The following is a 15,669-nucleotide window of genomic DNA, read 5'->3' as shown; positions in this document are numbered from 1 at the left end:
TGAATCCGTACCGTTCTGTGTCGCCGGATGCGAGGGCCTGCGTGGCCCGCACCGGGACGATTTCGTCAGCCGTTCAGGGCGCGCCGCCGGGCTGCGCCAATCCCGCCATGAAGACCCGACTCGCTCTCGCCCAGATCAACGTCACCGTTGGCGATTTCGCCGGCAACGTCGCGCGGATCGTCGCGGCCGCACGCGCCGCGCACAACGATGGTGCGCAGCTGATGATCGCACCCGAACTTGCGCTGTCCGGCTATCCGCCGGAAGACCTGCTGCTGCGGCCGGCGTTCTACGCGGCGGCGGCGGCCGCGCTCGACGCGCTCGCCGGCGCCTTGAAGGCGTTCGACGGGCTCGCGGTGCTGGTCGGCCATCCGTTGCGCGGCGCGCCGGGCGGCGATCCGCATGCGCCAGCCGTCGATGGTAATGCAAACCGCCCGATCGAGCGCGGCGTGCCGCCCACCGATACCTACAACGCGGTATCGCTGATCGTCGGCGGCGAGATCGTCGGCACCTACCGCAAGCAGGACCTGCCCAACACCGAGGTGTTCGACGAGAAGCGCTACTTCGCGACGGACGCCGAGCCGCTCGTGTTCGAGCTGAACGGCGTGAAGTACGGCGTGATCATCTGCGAGGATGCGTGGCATGCATCGGCCGCGCAGATCGCGAAGGCGGCCGGCGCGCAGGTGCTGCTGATCCCGAACGGCTCGCCTTACCACATGAACAAGGAAGCGGTGCGCGTCGACATCCTGCGCGCGCGGATTCGCGAAACCGGGCTGCCGATGGTGTACGTGAACCTCGTCGGCGGCCAGGACGAACTCGTATTCGACGGCGGCTCGTTCGTGCTCGACGCGCAGGGCGCGCTCGTCGCGAGGATGCCGCAGTTCGACGAAGGGCACGCGATCGTCGAATTCGACGGCGCGCGGCCGCTGCCCGGCGCGATCGCGCCCGAGCTGTCGACCGACGCGCAGGTGTACCGCGCGCTCGTGACCGGCGTGCGCGACTACATCGGCAAAAACGGCTTTCCGGGCGTGCTGATCGGGCTGTCGGGCGGTGTCGATTCGGCGCTGGTGCTCGCGGTCGCATGCGATGCGCTCGGGCCCGGGCGCGTGCGCGCGGTGATGATGCCGTCGCGCTTCACGGCCGACATCTCGACCACCGACGCGGCGGACATGGCGCGGCGCGTCGGCGTGCGCTACGACGAGATCGCGATCGCGCCGATGTTCGACGCATTCCGCGCATCGCTCGCGGGCGAGTTCGCGGGCCGCGCGGAAGACGCGACGGAAGAGAACATCCAGGCGCGCATCCGCGGCACGCTGCTGATGGCGCTGTCGAACAAGTTCGGCTCGATCGTGCTGACGACCGGCAACAAGAGCGAGATGGCGGTCGGCTACTGCACGCTGTACGGCGACATGGCCGGCGGCTTCGCGGTGATCAAGGACATCGCGAAGACGCTCGTGTACCGGCTCTGCCGCTATCGCAACGAAACGGCCGACTATGCCCTGCGCGACGTGATCCCCGAGCGGATCCTCACGCGTGCGCCGTCGGCCGAGCTGCGCGAGAACCAGACCGACCAGGACAGCCTGCCGCCGTACGACGTACTCGACGCGATCATGCGGATGTACATGGAAGAGGATCGGCCGCTCGCCGAGATCGTCGCGGCCGGTTATGCGCAGGCGGACGTCGAACGCGTGACGCGGCTCATCAAGATCAACGAATACAAGCGCCGCCAGGCGCCGATCGGCATTCGCGTCACGCATCGCGCATTCGGGCGCGACTGGCGCTACCCGATCACGTCACGTTTTACCGAACGCCTCGACTGAGCCGTGCTGGGCCGCATGCGGCTCGCAGGCTTACAATCGGGGTCGCGATTTTTCATCCAAACGAGCATTGGGGGACAACCACCATGAAACGCATCACTGCCATCATCAAGCCGTTCAAGCTGGACGAAGTCCGCGAAGCGCTCGCCGAAGTGGGTCTCACGGGCCTGACCGTGACGGAAGTGAAGGGCTTCGGCCGTCAGAAGGGGCATACCGAGCTGTATCGCGGTGCGGAATACGTCGTCGACTTCCTGCCGAAGATGAAGATCGAGGTCGTCGTCGCGGAAGCGCAGGTCGACCAGGTGATCGACGCGGTGATCGGCGCGGCGCGCACCGGCAAGATCGGCGACGGCAAGATCTTCGTGTCGGATGTCGAGCGCGTGATCCGCATCCGCACCGGCGAAGAGAACGAAGCGGCCGTCTGAGCGCCGTATTCGTCAGCGGGCCGTTTCAGGCCCCGCCAATAAAAAACGGTGCGATACCCGGTTGGGTACCGCACCGATACGCGCCTCTCGCAGCAGCGTGGAAAGTGTTGCCGAATCGTTCTTTGACGGCGCCTGATCAGAACAGGTGCTGGATGCCGGCGTAGACGCCGGTCTGGCTGCCGCCCGGATTCGGGTTGCCCGTCGACACGGCCGTACCGGCGCCGTTCGCGTTCAGGCCGAAGTTGGCGTTCTTGCTGTTGCGCACCGTCGCGACCTGCAGGTCGAACAGCGTGCGCTTCGAGATGTTGTACGAGCCGCCGACGGTGTAGATGTTCGCGTTGCCGCCGCCGTGGTTCGCGTTCACGTGATACACGGCCGCGATCAGCGCCGCTGCCGGCGTTGCCTGCCACGTCACGCCGCCCCAGACCTGCTGGGTGCCCGTCACGCCGGCGTTCACTGCCGGGCCGCCGCTGCCGTCCGCGCGCGAGGCCTGGTAAGCGGCCTGAACCTTGAACTGGCCGAGGAACACGTTCACGCCCGCGAAGTATTCACGCGAGTAGTTGAACACGTCCGAGAAGCGGCCGTTGCTGTCGCGCGTTTCGTCGTAGATGCCGCGCAACTGGAACAGCGAATTCGTATAGGTGACCTGTGCGCCGGCTGCACGGCCCGGTTGGCCGGCCGTCGTGTTGCCGTTGAAGCTGGTCGAGTTGGAGAACGAGAACTGGCCGTAGAAGTCGAGGCCGTAGAACTGCGGCGACTGGTACGACACGTTGTTGCTGGTCTTGTTCCAGTTGCGGCCGCGCACCAGCGAGGCCGTCGACCAGGCCGACTGGCCGAACGGGTCGAAGTCCCACACGCCGTTGGCGATCGCGAGTTCACGACCCAGCAGCAGCGTACCGTAGCGGTCGTTCGAGATACCGACCGTCGCATAACGATCCCAGATCGAGCCGCTGAAGCCGCCCGTCATCGTGTTGAACGCACCTTCGAGGTGGAACAGGATCTTGTTGCCGCCGCCGATGTCTTCGGTGCCCTTCAAGCCCCACAGGCTGGTGCCCCAGTCGCCGCTTTCCGCGCGCACCTGGTGGCCGTTTTGCAGGCCGTTCAGGTACTCGAGGCCGGCATCCAGGCGACCATACAGCGTGACGCTGCTCTGCGCGTGCGCCGTCACCACCCCAGCAGCCATCAGCGCGGCCGCGACCAAAGCTTTCTTCATCATCTCCTCCATACCCTGTCAAAAAGTCAACCCAGACTGCACGAGATGCCCGGAGCGCGAGCGCCGGGCAAAAGCGGGATAACCAGGGAGACCTCGTGCAGGGCCGGTAAGCGCAGCACGCGGGCAAGCGGACGGAAAACCGTTGAGCGGTCCCGCGCAGCCGGGTCGGCCTGCGGGGTCTCCTTGTAGTGTCGTGAAGCTAAACTACATTTCACGAACTTCGTTTTGCTACTTTGGTTACTAATTTAGCAAAAATACAATTTTGTGGCGATGGAAATCGTTGTTTGACTAACACCTGTCGCCAAATTGCCATGCAACACGGTAGGCAACAGGTGCGCCAAGGGTTTGCAATTAACGGAAAACCCTTGTCCCACAAGGGAGACACGACTTTCGCAAACATGGATCAAGGATTGCCACTATTGACGTTGCAGGGGGCGCGGGCGTAAGCGCCATACAAGAGGAATTGGTAAGTATTTCGTAATGAATGGGCGGGCACCGGACGTCGCCGGCCCGTGCCTGTCGCGCTGGCACGGCAACGCGCGACGCGGTGCGCCGGCGCGCTCCGGTCAGGCAGGCTCCGGCCTCGCTTCGAGCAACTGCGTGCGAATCCAGCGATGCGCATCGGTGCGCGCGTGCTTCGCGTGCGAGTAGACCTTCACGGTGTAGCGCGGGATCTCGAACGGCGCCGGAAAGATGCGGATCGGCGCCGCGTGCCGCAGCGCCTGCGCGGCGCGGTTCGGCACGGTCATCAGCAGCGCGGATTCCGCAATCACGAACGGCGCGGCCAGCACGGTCGGCAACTGCACGGCGACTTGCCGTGCGAGGCCGAGCCGGTCGAGCACGTGGTCGACGACGCCGCGCGACTCGTTCCACGGCGTGACGACCACGTGGCGTGCCGCCAGGTACTGGTCGAGCGTGAGCCGCCGGCGGACGTCCGGATGCGCGGCGCTCGCGATGACGACGTAGTCGTCGGAGAACCAGTCGAAGTCCTCAATGCCCGGCGCGTCGGCCGCCGATTCCTCGTGGTAGCCGAGCGCGAAATCGATGCGGCCGGCCGCGAGTTCGTCGACGGAAATCTTCCGGTCGGAATGCACGACGCGGATCCGCAACCGCGGCGCGACATGCTGGATGCGCGCGAGAAACGCCGGCAGCACCGCGAATGCCGTGTAGTCGGTCGCCGCGAACACGAACGTGCGGTCGCTTTGCGCGGGATCGAAGCGGCGCGCGCGGGCAAGCCCCTTCGACATCGCGTCGAGCGCGTCGCCGGCCCAGGTGGCGATGTCGTCGGCGCGCACGGTCGGCTGCATTTCGTTGCCGAGGCGCACGAACAGGGCATCGCCGATCGCGTCGCGCAGCCGCGCGAGCGCGTGGCTCAGCGCGGACGGGCTCAATGCGAGCTCATGCGCGGCCGCGGCGACGGACCGGTGGCGGTACAGCGCGTCGAACACGAGCAGCAGGTTCAGGTCGAGACGGCGCAGATCGGGATGCATCATGTTCAGGTCAGGATGAAAAACCTGCACTTCCTGCAGGCGCTGCGTGAACGTAGCATGACGATCTGATTGGCGCCAGCGCGGCTGCGCGGCGCCGCTTTCCGATTCAAGTCCGGGCCGGAGGAGGGCTCATCCCGTGCAAATCGACATTCGTTCCGCCACCGTCGCCGACGTGCCGCAGATCCTGCGTTTCATTACCGAACTGGCCGTCTACGAGAAGGCGGAGCACGAAGTGGTCGCGACGCCCGCGTCGCTCGAGCGCAGCCTGTTCGGCGACGGATCGCCGGCGCGCGCGCTGATCTGCGAGGTCGACGGCGAGCCGGCCGGCTTCGCCGTGTATTTCTTCTCGTATTCGACGTGGCTCGCCCGGCAGGGGCTGTATCTCGAAGACCTGTACGTGTCGCCGCGTTTTCGCGGCGCGGGCGCCGGGCTGCGGCTGCTGAAGGCGCTCGCGCGGATCGCGGTCGAGTCGGGCTGCGGGCGTTTCGAGTGGAGCGTGCTCGACTGGAACGAGCCGGCGATCCGCTTCTACGAGAGCGTCGGCGCGGCGCCGCAGAGCGAATGGGTGCGTTACCGGCTCGCGGGCGACGAACTGCGCGCGTTTGCCGACAGCGCGCCGGTGAGCGCCGCATGAACGCCACGTAAATGCCACGTAAACGCAAAACGGGCACCGCGAGGCGCCCGTTCGAACGTCGTACGTTTCGTGCGCGTTACTTGAGGCTGCCGGACAGGAACCCGCGCAGGCGTTCGCTCTTCGGGTTGGCAAACACCTCGGACGGCACGCCTTCTTCCTCGACGCGGCCCTGGTGCAGGAACATCACGTGGTTCGACACGTTGCGCGCGAAGCCCATCTCGTGCGTGACGACGATCATCGTGCGGCCTTCCTCGGCGAGCTTCTGCATCACCTTCAGCACTTCACCCACCAGTTCCGGGTCGAGGGCCGACGTCGGTTCGTCGAACAGCATCACGTCCGGATGCATCGCCAGCGCGCGCGCAATCGCGACACGCTGCTGCTGGCCGCCCGACAGGTGCGACGGATACTGCTTCTCGACGCGCGGCGCGAGGCCGACTTTCTCGAGATAAGCGCGCGCACGTTCCTCGGCTTCCTTCTTCGGGATGCCGAGCACGTTCACGGGCGCTTCCATCACGTTCTCGATCACGTTCATGTGCGACCAGAGATTGAAGTGCTGGAACACCATCGACAGCTTGGTGCGCACGCGCTGCAGTTGCTTCGTATCGGCCGCGCGCAGCGCGCCCGTCTTGTCGAGCGCGGTGCGCACTTCCTCGCCGTCGACGAAGATGCGGCCCGCATTCGGCTGCTCGAGGAAGTTGATGCAGCGGAGCATCGTGCTCTTGCCGGAGCCGGACGAGCCGATCACGCTGATCACGTCGCCCGAGTTCGCCTTCAGCGACACGCCCTTGAGCACTTCGTTGTCGCCGTATCGCTTGTGCAGATCGTCGACGAAAAGCTTCTGAGTCTGGGAATTCATCAATAGTCCTGCGAAAACTTACTTGCCTTGCGGGCGCAGATACGCGAGCCAGCGACGCTCGGCCTGGCGGAACAGCCACACGAGCGTGAACGAGATCACGAGGTAGAGCAGGGCGGCGATGCCGAACGCATGGAACGACATGTAGGTCGCCGAGTTCACGTCGCGGGCGATCTTCAGGATGTCCGGCACGGTCGCGGTGAAGGCGACGGTGGTCGCGTGCAGCATCAGGATCACTTCGTTGCTGTACAGCGGCAGCGCGCGGCGCAGTGCCGACGGCAGGATCACGCGGCGATACATCGTGAACGTGGACATCCCGTAGGCACGCGCGGCTTCGATCTCGCCGTACGACGTCGCCTTGATCGCGCCCGCGAAGATCTCGGTGGTATACGCGCAGGTGTTCAGCGTGAACGCGAGCAGCGTGCAGTGCATCCCGTCGCGGAAGAACGCGTCGAGCATCGGCGTGCCGCGCACGGCCTGCAGGCTGTAGAGGCCCGTGTAGCAGAGCAGCAGCTGCACGTAGAGCGGCGTGCCGCGGAACACGTACGTGTAGAGCCACACGGCGCCCGCCAGCCACTTCTTCTTCGACACGCGCGCGACCGCGAGCGGCACCGACAGGCAGAAGCCGAGGCCGATCGACACGACCAGCAGCCACAGCGTGATCGCGACGCCGGTGATGCGGTAGCCGTCGGTGTAGAGGTAGTTGCGCCAGTATTCTTGGATGAGGTCGATCATAGGTCAGCCTTGCGGACGCCGGTCGAGTAGCGCTTTTCGAGCCACATCAGCACGAAGTTCGAGATCGTCGTGATCGCGAGGTAGACGGCACCCGCGATCAGCGTGAAGAAGAAGAACCGCAGCGTGCCCTTGCCGGCGTCCTGCGACGCCTTCACGACATCGGCCAGGCCGATGATCGACACGAGCGCGGTCGACTTCACGAGCACCTGCCAGTTGTTGCCGATGCCCGGCAGCGCGAAGCGCATCATCTGCGGGAACATGATCCGCGTGAACACCTGCCAACTGGTCATCCCGTACGCGCTGCCGGCCTCGAGCTGGCCGCGCGGCACCGACAGGAACGCACCGCGGAAGGTCTCGGTGAAGTACGCGCCGTAGATGAAACCGAGCACGAGCACGCCGGCGAGGAACGGGTCGATGTCGATCTGGTCCCAGCCGAGCGCGTCGGTCGCCATGTTCAGCCAGATCTGCAGGCTGTAGAACAGCAGCAGCATCAGCACGAGGTCGGGCACGCCGCGGATCAGCGTGGTGTAGACAGTGCCGACGCCGTTCGTGAAGCGGTTGCGCGACAGCTTCGCGCCCGCGCCGAGCAGCCCCAGCAGGAACGACAGCGCAAGCGAAAGCACCGCCAGTTTGACGGTTTGCCAGGTGCCAGCGAGGATCAGCGGGCCGTAACCTTGTAGAAACATATGTGGTCCCTGGTGTGGTCCCTAGTGGGGTCCCGTAGGGCGCACGCGGTGCGCCGCGAAAGACGCGCCCGCCAAGCTGCGCGGAACGCCCCGTGCGTATCATGACCGTCCGCCCCGGCATCGGTGCCGGGCCAGCCCGTCGCGCGAGCGGCGGGCGAGGGGGCGGGCGGCGCGTGGTCGACTGCCTGTACTGCCCGGACACGGGGCCGCCCCCGCATCCGTTGCCTCTTCTTTTCGACGCTCAGCGGGCCGAAGCCGAATAGACGCTGAACGCGAAATACTTGTGCGACAGCCGGTCGTACGTGCCGTCCTTGTGCATGTCGGCCAGCGCCTTGTTGATCTTGAGCTTCAGGTCCGTATCTTCCTTGCGCAGGCCGATCGCGGTGCCGTCGCCGATCGTTTTCGGATCCTTCACTTCCGGCCCGGCGAACGCGAAGCCCTTGCCGCGCGGCGTGCGCAGGAAGCCGTAGTCGGCTTGCAGCTCGTCCTGCAGCGTCGCGTCGAGGCGGCCCGAGCCGAGATCGGCATAGACCTGGTCCTGGTTCTGGTAAGGAATGATCGTCACGCCCTGCGGCTCCCAGTACGCCTTCGCGTAGGTTTCCTGCGTCGAGCCCTGCTCGACGCCCACGCGCTTGCCCTTCAGCGAGGCGATCGTCGGCAGCAGCGGCGAACCGGCCTTCGCGATCATCCGCGCCGGCGCGTCGTATACCTTGTCGGAGAAGTCGATCTGTTCGCGGCGCTTGTCCGTGACGGTCAGCGACGACACGATGACGTCGTACTTCTTCGCCTTCAGCGCCGGGATGATCCCGTCGAGATCCTGCGCCACCCACACGCATTTCACGTTGATCCGCTTGCAGATTTCCTTGGTGAGATCGACGTCGAACCCGACGATCTCGCCGCTCGGCGCGGTCGACTCGAACGGCGGGTAGCTGGCGTCGACGCCGATCCGCACGGTCTTCCACTCCTTCGCGAAGGCGCTGCCCGCCACGAGGGCGAGGGCGGCGCACAGGGCGGCCTTCTTCATTTCGATCCTTCTGTTGCTGACTTTCCGGGGGCGCTCGCGGCCGGTCGGACCGGGCGCCGCGGCGTATTCTAGACGGCCAAAATTCGCCGATCGGCGCTCTGGCGATGGCGGCCGCCGGAACGGCGAACGCCAAAAGGGCGGTATTTTACCCGAACGCGATACCCGGAAACCGGCAATCCGGGCCGACCGATCGATTCTTCGAGGCATTGATCCGGCTGTTGCGATAATCGTCGCATTCGCAGCGGGCATTGGGTCAATTGCATCCGCAGATGCAACGATGCAGTGCGCGAGCGGTGGATTGTGGCGCGATTGGCACACTCATACAGTGACGGCATACCAGAACAGCGCCTCTCACGGAGTGTCCGTCCCATGTTCCAGATCCGCCGCGCCGCCGATCGCGACCAGCGCAGCCATGGCTGGCACGAATTCCTTCACAGCTTTCCTTGCGCGTCCGCCCGGAGCGGGCCGCCGGTCTTCGGCGCGTTGCGCGAACTGAACGAGGAATGCATCGCGCCGACCCGCGGCTACGGGATGCGGCCGTACCGGGATGCGGAAATCGTCACCTACGTGCTCGACGGCGCGCTCGCGCACCGCGACAGCCTCGGCAACGGGGCAATCGTGCGTGCGGGCGGCGTGCAGCGCTTGAGCGCCGGCACCGGCGTCATGCTCAGCGAAGCCAACGCGTCGTGCGACCAGCCGCTGCGCCTGCTGCGGATCTGGCTCGCGCCGGCCGGGGCGGGCGGCCGGCCCGGCTACGCGCAGACGCGCTTTGCCGACGGCGAGAAGCGCGGGCGGCTGCGGCTCGTCGCGGCGCCGGACGGCGGCGGCGGCGCGCTGCCGTTGGGCGCGGACGCACGCATCTTTGCGGGACTGATCGACGGCGACGAGGCGGCGGCGTTCGACCTGCCGGCCGGGCGCCGCGCCTATGTGCACGTGGTGCGCGGTGACGTCGCGGTGAACGGCCGCGCGCTGGCCGCGGGTGACGGCGCGCGGATCGGCGGCGTGGACGCGGTGGCGTTCGCACGCGGCCGGGCGGCCGAGGTGCTGCTGTTCGACGTCGCCTGAAACGCAAAAGGGGACGCAGGGCGGTGCCCGCGTCCCCTTCGAGGATGCCGCTCCGCGGAGCGGCCCCGCCGGCTTACTGCGCCGGTGCCGACGCGGCCTTGGCCGCGCGATGCTGCTGCCAGCGCTCCTTCATCTTCTCGTGGCGCTGTTCCATCTTCGCGAACTGCTGCTTGAGCGCCGTGCTGACCGTGGTCTTCTGCTGGTCGTTCAGGCCGTTGTAGAACGCGAGCCACGCGGCGGACGTCTGCTCGCGCAGTTGCGCGTTCTGCTGCTCGGCCTGCTGGCGCGCGGCGTGCATCGCGCTGAGATCGAGGATCGGCTGGTTCTGCTGCGCCTTGAACTGCTCGCGCATCTGCTCGTGGCTCTTGCGCATCGCGTCATGGTTCTGCTTCATCGTGTTGACGGCGGCCTGCCACTGCTGTTCCTGCGATGCGTTGAGCTTCAGCTGGTCATGCAGTTTCATGATCACGCCGAACGGGCCGCCGTCGTGCCCGCCGTGCATCTGGTGGGCGCCGGGGCCGCCCGGAGGCGGCATGTCGCCGGGTTGCGCGGCGTGCGCGGTGCCGAATGCGAGAGCGAGCACGGTGGCGGCCGCGATGGCCACGCGGGAAGTCTTCTTATACATTTCAGAAACTCCTTGTATCCAAAGGGTCCGGCGATGCGGTGCCGGGAAAGCCGTGTACCGCATCCGGTAAGACGCAGGTTAGCGAGGCAGGCCCCGGCCGATGTTACGTGGCGCGGTGGCCGGGTTACCGCGCATTACAGTTCCCTTGCGCGGTAACCCGCAGTAACCCTTTTGTCCCTTTGTTTCGTTCTTCGACTCCGCCCTCGCGCGGTAAACTTCGAGCCATGACTACCCAGATCCTCATCGTCGACGACGACCAAGAACTCCGAGACCTGCTGCGCGACTATCTCGTGCGCCAGGGGATGGAAGTGTCCGTGCTGCACGACGCGGCGACGCTCGAGAAACGCCTCGAGCGCGAGCGGCCCGACCTGATCGTGCTGGACCTGATGATGCCGGGCGTCGACGGCCTGACCGCGCTGCGCCAGTTGCGCGCGGCCGGCGACGACATCCCCGTGATCATGCTGACCGCGCGGGCGGACGACGTCGACCGCATCGTCGGGCTCGAGCTCGGCGCGGACGATTACCTCGGCAAGCCGTTCAACCCGCGCGAGCTGCTCGCGCGCGTGCAGGCCGTGCTGCGCCGCCGCCGAGCGACGCCGTCGGCGGCGGCGCCCGAGCAGCGCGAGCCGTTCGGATTCGGCCGCTTCGTGCTCGACTTCCAGGCGCGTACGCTGTCGGTCGACGGCAAGCCGGCCACGCTGTCGAGCAGCGAATTCGCGCTGCTGAAGATCTTCGTGAACCATGCGCTGCGCACGCTCACGCGCGAGCGGCTGCTCGAGCTGCTGCACGGGCCCGAGTACGACGGCACCGACCGCGGCATCGACGTCCAGGTGTGGCGCCTGCGCCGCATTCTCGAAACGGATCCGTCGACGCCGCGCTTCATCCAGACGGTGCGCGGGCGCGGCTACGTGTTCGTGCCCGACGGCGAGGCCCATGCGCAAACCCATTGATTCACTGTTCGGGCGGCTGGCGCTGCTCGTCGTGGGTGTCCTGCTCCTGTCGCACTTCGCGTGGTTTTTCGCGATGCGGCTCGAGCGCAGCCAGATGCAGACGCGCTACGCGGTCGAAGAGGCCGCGTTCCTGGTCGACGCGGTGCGCCAGCACGTCGAGCGCACGCCCGACCAGCCGTTGCCGTCGCGTGTGCGGCTCGTGGCGCCGGACAGCGCCGACGTGCCGAACGGCGATCCGTCGAACCTGCCGGCGGCGCTCAGGCGGTTCCGCGACGACGTGAGCGAGCGGATGCCGCCCGGCACGCGCGTCGAGCTCGGCGCGCCCGGCCATCCGCCGGTGCTGTGGGTGAAGGAGCCGACCGACCGCAACTGGATCGTGGTGCCGGTGCAGCCGCTGCGGCCGCCGCGCTCGCTCGACCGGATGCTGCTGTGGCTCGGCACGATCTTCTCGGCCGGCGTGATTGCCGCGCTGTTCGCGGCCTGGCAGCTGCAGCAGCCGTTGCGTTCGCTTGCGCGCGCGGTCGCGCGCTTCGGCCGCGGCCAGCCGGTGCCGCCGTTGCGCGAGCGCGGCCCGCGCGAGCTGCGCCAGCTCACGCACGGCTTCAACCAGATGGTGGAACAGGTGTCGCAGGCCGAGAGCGACCGTGCGGTGATGCTGGCGGGCGTGGCGCACGACCTGCGCACGCCGCTTGCGCGGATGCGGCTGCGGGCGGAAATGATGGACGACGTCCGGCTGCGCGACGGTGTCGTGCGCGACGTCGATTCGATGTCGCACATCGTCGACCAGTTTCTGGTGTTTGCCCACGGCGGGTCCGATCGCAGCGAGCCGGTGCCGGTCGATCAGGCGTGCGAGCGGATCGCACGCAGCTATCGCGCGGTCGCGCCGAACGCGCCGACGGTTCAGACCCGGCTCGACGCCGATCCGGGCTTCCGCCTGCCGACGGCGACGCTCGACCGGATCCTGTCGAACCTGCTGGACAACGCGCATGCGTACGGTGCGCCGCCCGTGCTCGTCGAGACGGCACGCACGCCGGCCGGCTATGTGCTGTCGGTCAGCGACAGCGGCGGCGGGATCGCCCCGCGCGATCTCGCGGCGGCGACACGGCCGTTCGTGCGGCTCGATCCCGCACGCGGCGGGAACGGCCACAGCGGGCTCGGGCTCGCGATCGTCGAGCGGCTCGTACTCAGGCTGGGCGGGGCGTGCGACATCGGCAACCGCCCCGAAGGCGGCCTGCGTGTCGCGATGACGTTCCCGTTCGAGGCCGTGCCGAAGGACGAATCCCATGCACAGGCCGCATGAGCGGCTGCGGCGCCGGCCCGGCCGGGCTGGCGCCGCGTGGCATCATTCGCCGAACAGCGTGCCGAGCGTCTCGGCCGCGTTGCTGTCGATGGTGTTGTAGGTCACGCTGGTGGCCTCGAAGATGTAGACGGTCGTATACCGGCCGAGGCGCTCCAGGATTTCTTCCTGCAGCGATTCAGGCACGACGTTCATGTTGAGGTACCATGCCGTCGACGACAGCCGCGTCTGGAACGACCCGTATTCCTGCATCAATTCGTAGAACGCGTCGGCATCCTGATCGCGGCAGACGATCACCAAGTTTCCTGCCATTCCCTTTCCTCCCGCTCGTCGATCGATCCCCAGGGCCTGCGGACACCGGGAACGCGCAAGCGTTGCCATCGGTACGGCCGCAACCGACCCCAGGGGCCAGCCCCGATCATACCCGCTTAGTCGTATCGGGCTGATGACGCCCGACATGGTTTGCGCGTGCGTGCGGCGGGCGGGTTCCCGGCCGGGCCGGATCACGGCATAATTCGGGCCTGCGTGCCGGCCGAAGGAGTGCGGCCGGGCTGCTTGTACCGCGCACCCGTCATTCGCCCGCGCGCCAGGCACGATCCGTGCACCGCCTGCGCCGTTCCCGGACGGTTGTACCTGAAATACAGGTTGGTGTAGTGTCGTGCCGTCGCGGGCCGGCACGTCCGGCGCGCGGCAGCGCGTGCACGCACGGCGCACCGCGCTCGCGCGCGATCGTCAGTCAATCGAATTACCGCACCCGTGCGCTTTGCCATGAATCAACATCGACTGCCGGCTTCGTTCGGCCTTACCGGGGAGGGCGCCTGATGAACGTCGGATTCTTCAATCCGAACCGGACCGCCAACGCGTCCGCATGGCGTGTTCTGCCGAACCGGTGGGATTTCATCGCGTTTCCGCTGATCATCTGCCTGATCGCGATGGCGGTCGTCGGTTTCCACGAAACGATGGCGCCGATCGGCACCCTGCAGACGCAGAAGATCTCGCTCGACCCGTCGAACCTGCCCGAATACGCGCTGCGCACCACGCTGCGGATGCTCGCCGCGATGGTCGCGTCGCTCGCGTTCACGCTCGTCTACGGCACGCTCGCGGCCAAGAGCCGTCGTGCCGGCATGGTGCTGATCCCGATCCTCGACATCCTGCAGTCGGTGCCGGTGCTCGGCTTCATCTCGTTCACCGTCACGTTCTTCCTCGCGCTGTTCCCGAGCCGCGTGCTCGGCGCCGAGCTCGCGGCGATCTTCGCGATCTTCACGAGCCAAGCGTGGAACATGACGTTCAGCTTCTACCAGTCGCTGCGCACGGTGCCGCGCGACCTCGACGAAGTGTCGCGAGGCTTCCACCTGACGTCCTGGCAGCGCTTCTGGAAGCTCGAAGTGCCGTTCTCGATGCCCGGCCTGATCTGGAACATGATGATGTCGATGTCGGGCGGCTGGTTCTTCGTCGTCGCGTCGGAGGCAATCACCGTCGGCAACCAGACCATCACGCTGCCGGGCATCGGCGCGTATCTCGCGCAGGCGATCTCCGACAAGAACTTCGGCGCGATCGGCTGGGTGATCCTCACGATGACCGTCGTGATCCTCGCGTACGACCAGTTCCTGTTCCGCCCGCTGATCGCGTGGGCCGACAAGTTCCGGATGGAGAACACCGCGTCGGGCGACGCGCCGCAATCCTGGCTGCTCGACCTCGTCCGCCGCACGCGCCTGATTCATCAACTGCTCGTGCCGGCCGGCTGGTTCTTCGCGAAGGCCGCGCGGATTCCGCTGCGCCTGCCGCTGTCGGGCGCGATGCGCTTCACGCTGCCGAAAGTCGAGAAGAAGGCGTCGCGCACGGTCGACATCGCATGGGCCGCGCTCGTGCTGCTCGGCACGGCCTATATCGTGTGGCGCGTCATCAGCTTCGTGTCGACCGGCGTAACGATGGCCGAGGTCGGCCATGTGGTCATGCTCGGGCTCATCACGCTGCTGCGCGTGGTCGTGCTGATCGCGATCGCATCGGTCATCTGGGTGCCGATCGGCGTGTGGATCGGGCTGCGTCCGCGGCTCGCCGAGAAGCTGCAGCCGCTCGCGCAGTTCCTCGCCGCGTTCCCGGCGAACCTGCTGTTCCCGGTGTTCGTGATCGTGATCGCGCGCTTCCACCTGAACGCCGATATCTGGCTGTCGCCGCTGATCGTGCTCGGCACGCAGTGGTATATCCTGTTCAACGTGATCGCCGGTGCGACGTCCTACCCGAACGACTATCGCGAAGCGGCGACGAACTTCCGCATCCGCGGCTGGCAGTGGTGGCGGCAGGCGATCCTGCCCGGCATCTTCCCGTACTACGTGACCGGCGCGATCACCGCATCGGGCGGCGCGTGGAACGCGAGCATCGTGTCGGAAGCCGTGCAGTGGGGCAATACCAGGATCGAGGCGCACGGCCTCGGTGCCTATATCGCGCAGACCACCGCCGCCGGCGACTTTCCGAAGATCATCCTGGGCATCGCCGTGATGTCCCTGTTCGTTACCCTGTTCAACCGCCTGCTGTGGCGTCCGCTGTATGCCTTCGCCGAAGCGAAGCTGCGGCTCGACTGAGACCGATTGAGAGCGAAACGCGATGCACAATCCGAATGCTGTAAACGCCCCCGTCCAGACGAACCAGCCGCCGCGCCTCGGTGAGGAAATCCTGCGCGTCGATCACGTCTGTCGCGGCTTCAACAAGACGCAGGGCGAGCTGCTCGTGCTCGACGATGCAAACCTGTCGCTGCGCGAAGGCGAGATCGTCGGCCTGCTCGGCCGTTCCGGCTCGGGCAAGTCGACGCTGCTGCGCATCATCGCCGGGCTGATCGAGCCGACCGGCGGCGAGGTGACCTA

16 protein-coding genes are annotated in these 15,669 nt (G+C 66.8%); 8 read left to right on the top strand and 8 right to left on the bottom strand.

Going from position 1 to position 15,669, the window contains the following annotated elements; genetic code table 11:
- Nucleotides 1-107: 107 nt before the first annotated feature.
- Complete coding sequence (locus ACTJLD_RS36395) at nucleotides 108-1,817, top strand: NAD+ synthase (protein WP_060359483.1); 1,710 nt, start codon at nucleotides 108-110, stop codon at nucleotides 1,815-1,817.
- Nucleotides 1,818-1,900: 83 nt separating this feature from the next.
- Nucleotides 1,901-2,239 carry a P-II family nitrogen regulator gene (locus ACTJLD_RS36390; protein WP_006398637.1) on the top strand — a complete coding sequence of 113 codons (339 nt, stop codon included), beginning with the start codon at nucleotides 1,901-1,903 and terminating at the stop codon, nucleotides 2,237-2,239.
- Nucleotides 2,240-2,375: 136 nt separating this feature from the next.
- Here the strand turns inward: ACTJLD_RS36390 and ACTJLD_RS36385 are convergent, their stop codons facing one another.
- Nucleotides 2,376-3,455 carry a porin gene (locus ACTJLD_RS36385; protein ID WP_034195856.1) on the bottom strand — a complete coding sequence of 360 codons (1,080 nt, stop codon included), beginning with the start codon at nucleotides 3,453-3,455 and terminating at the stop codon, nucleotides 2,376-2,378.
- Nucleotides 3,456-4,018: 563 nt separating this feature from the next.
- Nucleotides 4,019-4,945, bottom strand: coding sequence for a LysR family transcriptional regulator (locus ACTJLD_RS36380; protein WP_060372192.1), 927 nt, complete (start codon nucleotides 4,943-4,945; stop codon nucleotides 4,019-4,021).
- A gap of 133 nt (nucleotides 4,946-5,078) precedes the next feature.
- Here ACTJLD_RS36380 and ACTJLD_RS36375 point away from each other — a divergent pair, with 133 nt between their 5' ends.
- Complete coding sequence (locus ACTJLD_RS36375) at nucleotides 5,079-5,576, top strand: GNAT family N-acetyltransferase (protein WP_021158490.1); 498 nt, start codon at nucleotides 5,079-5,081, stop codon at nucleotides 5,574-5,576.
- 76 nt (nucleotides 5,577-5,652) lie between these two features.
- On the opposite strand, the gene ACTJLD_RS36370 is transcribed toward ACTJLD_RS36375, so the two are convergent.
- From ACTJLD_RS36370 to ACTJLD_RS36355, 4 genes are all read right to left on the bottom strand, one after another.
- Nucleotides 5,653-6,432, bottom strand: a complete 780-nt coding sequence (locus ACTJLD_RS36370) for an ABC transporter ATP-binding protein (protein ID WP_027786759.1) — start codon at nucleotides 6,430-6,432, stop codon at nucleotides 5,653-5,655.
- Nucleotides 6,433-6,450: 18 nt separating this feature from the next.
- A complete protein-coding gene (locus ACTJLD_RS36365) occupies nucleotides 6,451-7,164 on the bottom strand; it encodes an ABC transporter permease (protein ID WP_440661163.1) in 714 nt (237 codons plus the stop codon).
- Nucleotides 7,161-7,850, bottom strand: coding sequence for an ABC transporter permease (locus ACTJLD_RS36360; protein ID WP_027786761.1), 690 nt, complete (start codon nucleotides 7,848-7,850; stop codon nucleotides 7,161-7,163). The genes ACTJLD_RS36365 and ACTJLD_RS36360 overlap by 4 nt, the downstream gene beginning before the upstream one ends.
- A 241-nt stretch (nucleotides 7,851-8,091) precedes the next feature.
- Nucleotides 8,092-8,874, bottom strand: a complete 783-nt coding sequence (locus ACTJLD_RS36355; protein WP_021158492.1) for an ABC transporter substrate-binding protein — start codon at nucleotides 8,872-8,874, stop codon at nucleotides 8,092-8,094.
- Between the two features lie 369 nt (nucleotides 8,875-9,243).
- Between ACTJLD_RS36355 and ACTJLD_RS36350 the strand changes: the two genes are divergently transcribed.
- Nucleotides 9,244-9,939: a pirin family protein gene (locus tag ACTJLD_RS36350; RefSeq protein WP_060083252.1), complete on the top strand. Its 696-nt coding sequence runs from the start codon at nucleotides 9,244-9,246 to the stop codon at nucleotides 9,937-9,939.
- Nucleotides 9,940-10,012: 73 nt separating this feature from the next.
- Here ACTJLD_RS36350 and ACTJLD_RS36345 read toward each other — a convergent pair whose 3' ends face one another.
- A complete protein-coding gene (locus tag ACTJLD_RS36345; RefSeq protein ID WP_027786763.1) occupies nucleotides 10,013-10,564 on the bottom strand; it encodes a periplasmic heavy metal sensor in 552 nt (183 codons plus the stop codon).
- A 224-nt stretch (nucleotides 10,565-10,788) separates the two neighbouring features.
- On the opposite strand from ACTJLD_RS36345, the gene ACTJLD_RS36340 reads away from it, so the two are divergent.
- Complete coding sequence (locus ACTJLD_RS36340) at nucleotides 10,789-11,514, top strand: response regulator (RefSeq protein WP_021158495.1); 726 nt, start codon at nucleotides 10,789-10,791, stop codon at nucleotides 11,512-11,514.
- Nucleotides 11,498-12,814: an ATP-binding protein gene (locus ACTJLD_RS36335; protein ID WP_440661161.1), complete on the top strand. Its 1,317-nt coding sequence runs from the start codon at nucleotides 11,498-11,500 to the stop codon at nucleotides 12,812-12,814. The genes ACTJLD_RS36340 and ACTJLD_RS36335 overlap by 17 nt, the downstream gene beginning before the upstream one ends.
- A 42-nt stretch (nucleotides 12,815-12,856) precedes the next feature.
- Here the strand turns inward: ACTJLD_RS36335 and ACTJLD_RS36330 are convergent, their stop codons facing one another.
- Nucleotides 12,857-13,123 carry a double-stranded DNA-specific endonuclease gene (locus ACTJLD_RS36330; RefSeq protein ID WP_027786765.1) on the bottom strand — a complete coding sequence of 89 codons (267 nt, stop codon included), beginning with the start codon at nucleotides 13,121-13,123 and terminating at the stop codon, nucleotides 12,857-12,859.
- 509 nt (nucleotides 13,124-13,632) lie between these two features.
- Here ACTJLD_RS36330 and ACTJLD_RS36325 point away from each other — a divergent pair.
- Both ACTJLD_RS36325 and ACTJLD_RS36320 read left to right on the top strand, forming a co-directional pair.
- Entirely contained in the window at nucleotides 13,633-15,390 is a 1,758-nt protein-coding gene (locus ACTJLD_RS36325; protein WP_059686637.1) for an ABC transporter permease, read from the top strand.
- Between the two features lie 22 nt (nucleotides 15,391-15,412).
- Nucleotides 15,413-15,669, top strand: a 257-nt coding sequence (locus tag ACTJLD_RS36320; RefSeq protein ID WP_440661159.1) for an ATP-binding cassette domain-containing protein, incomplete at its 3' end; no start/stop codon positions are given.

The organism is Burkholderia sp. 22088, assembly GCF_052045915.1.
GTDB lineage: Bacteria > Pseudomonadota > Gammaproteobacteria > Burkholderiales > Burkholderiaceae > Burkholderia > Burkholderia cepacia.
The sequence above is the reverse complement of the archived record's forward strand: the minus strand, read 5'-3'. Positions and strand labels throughout refer to the sequence as shown.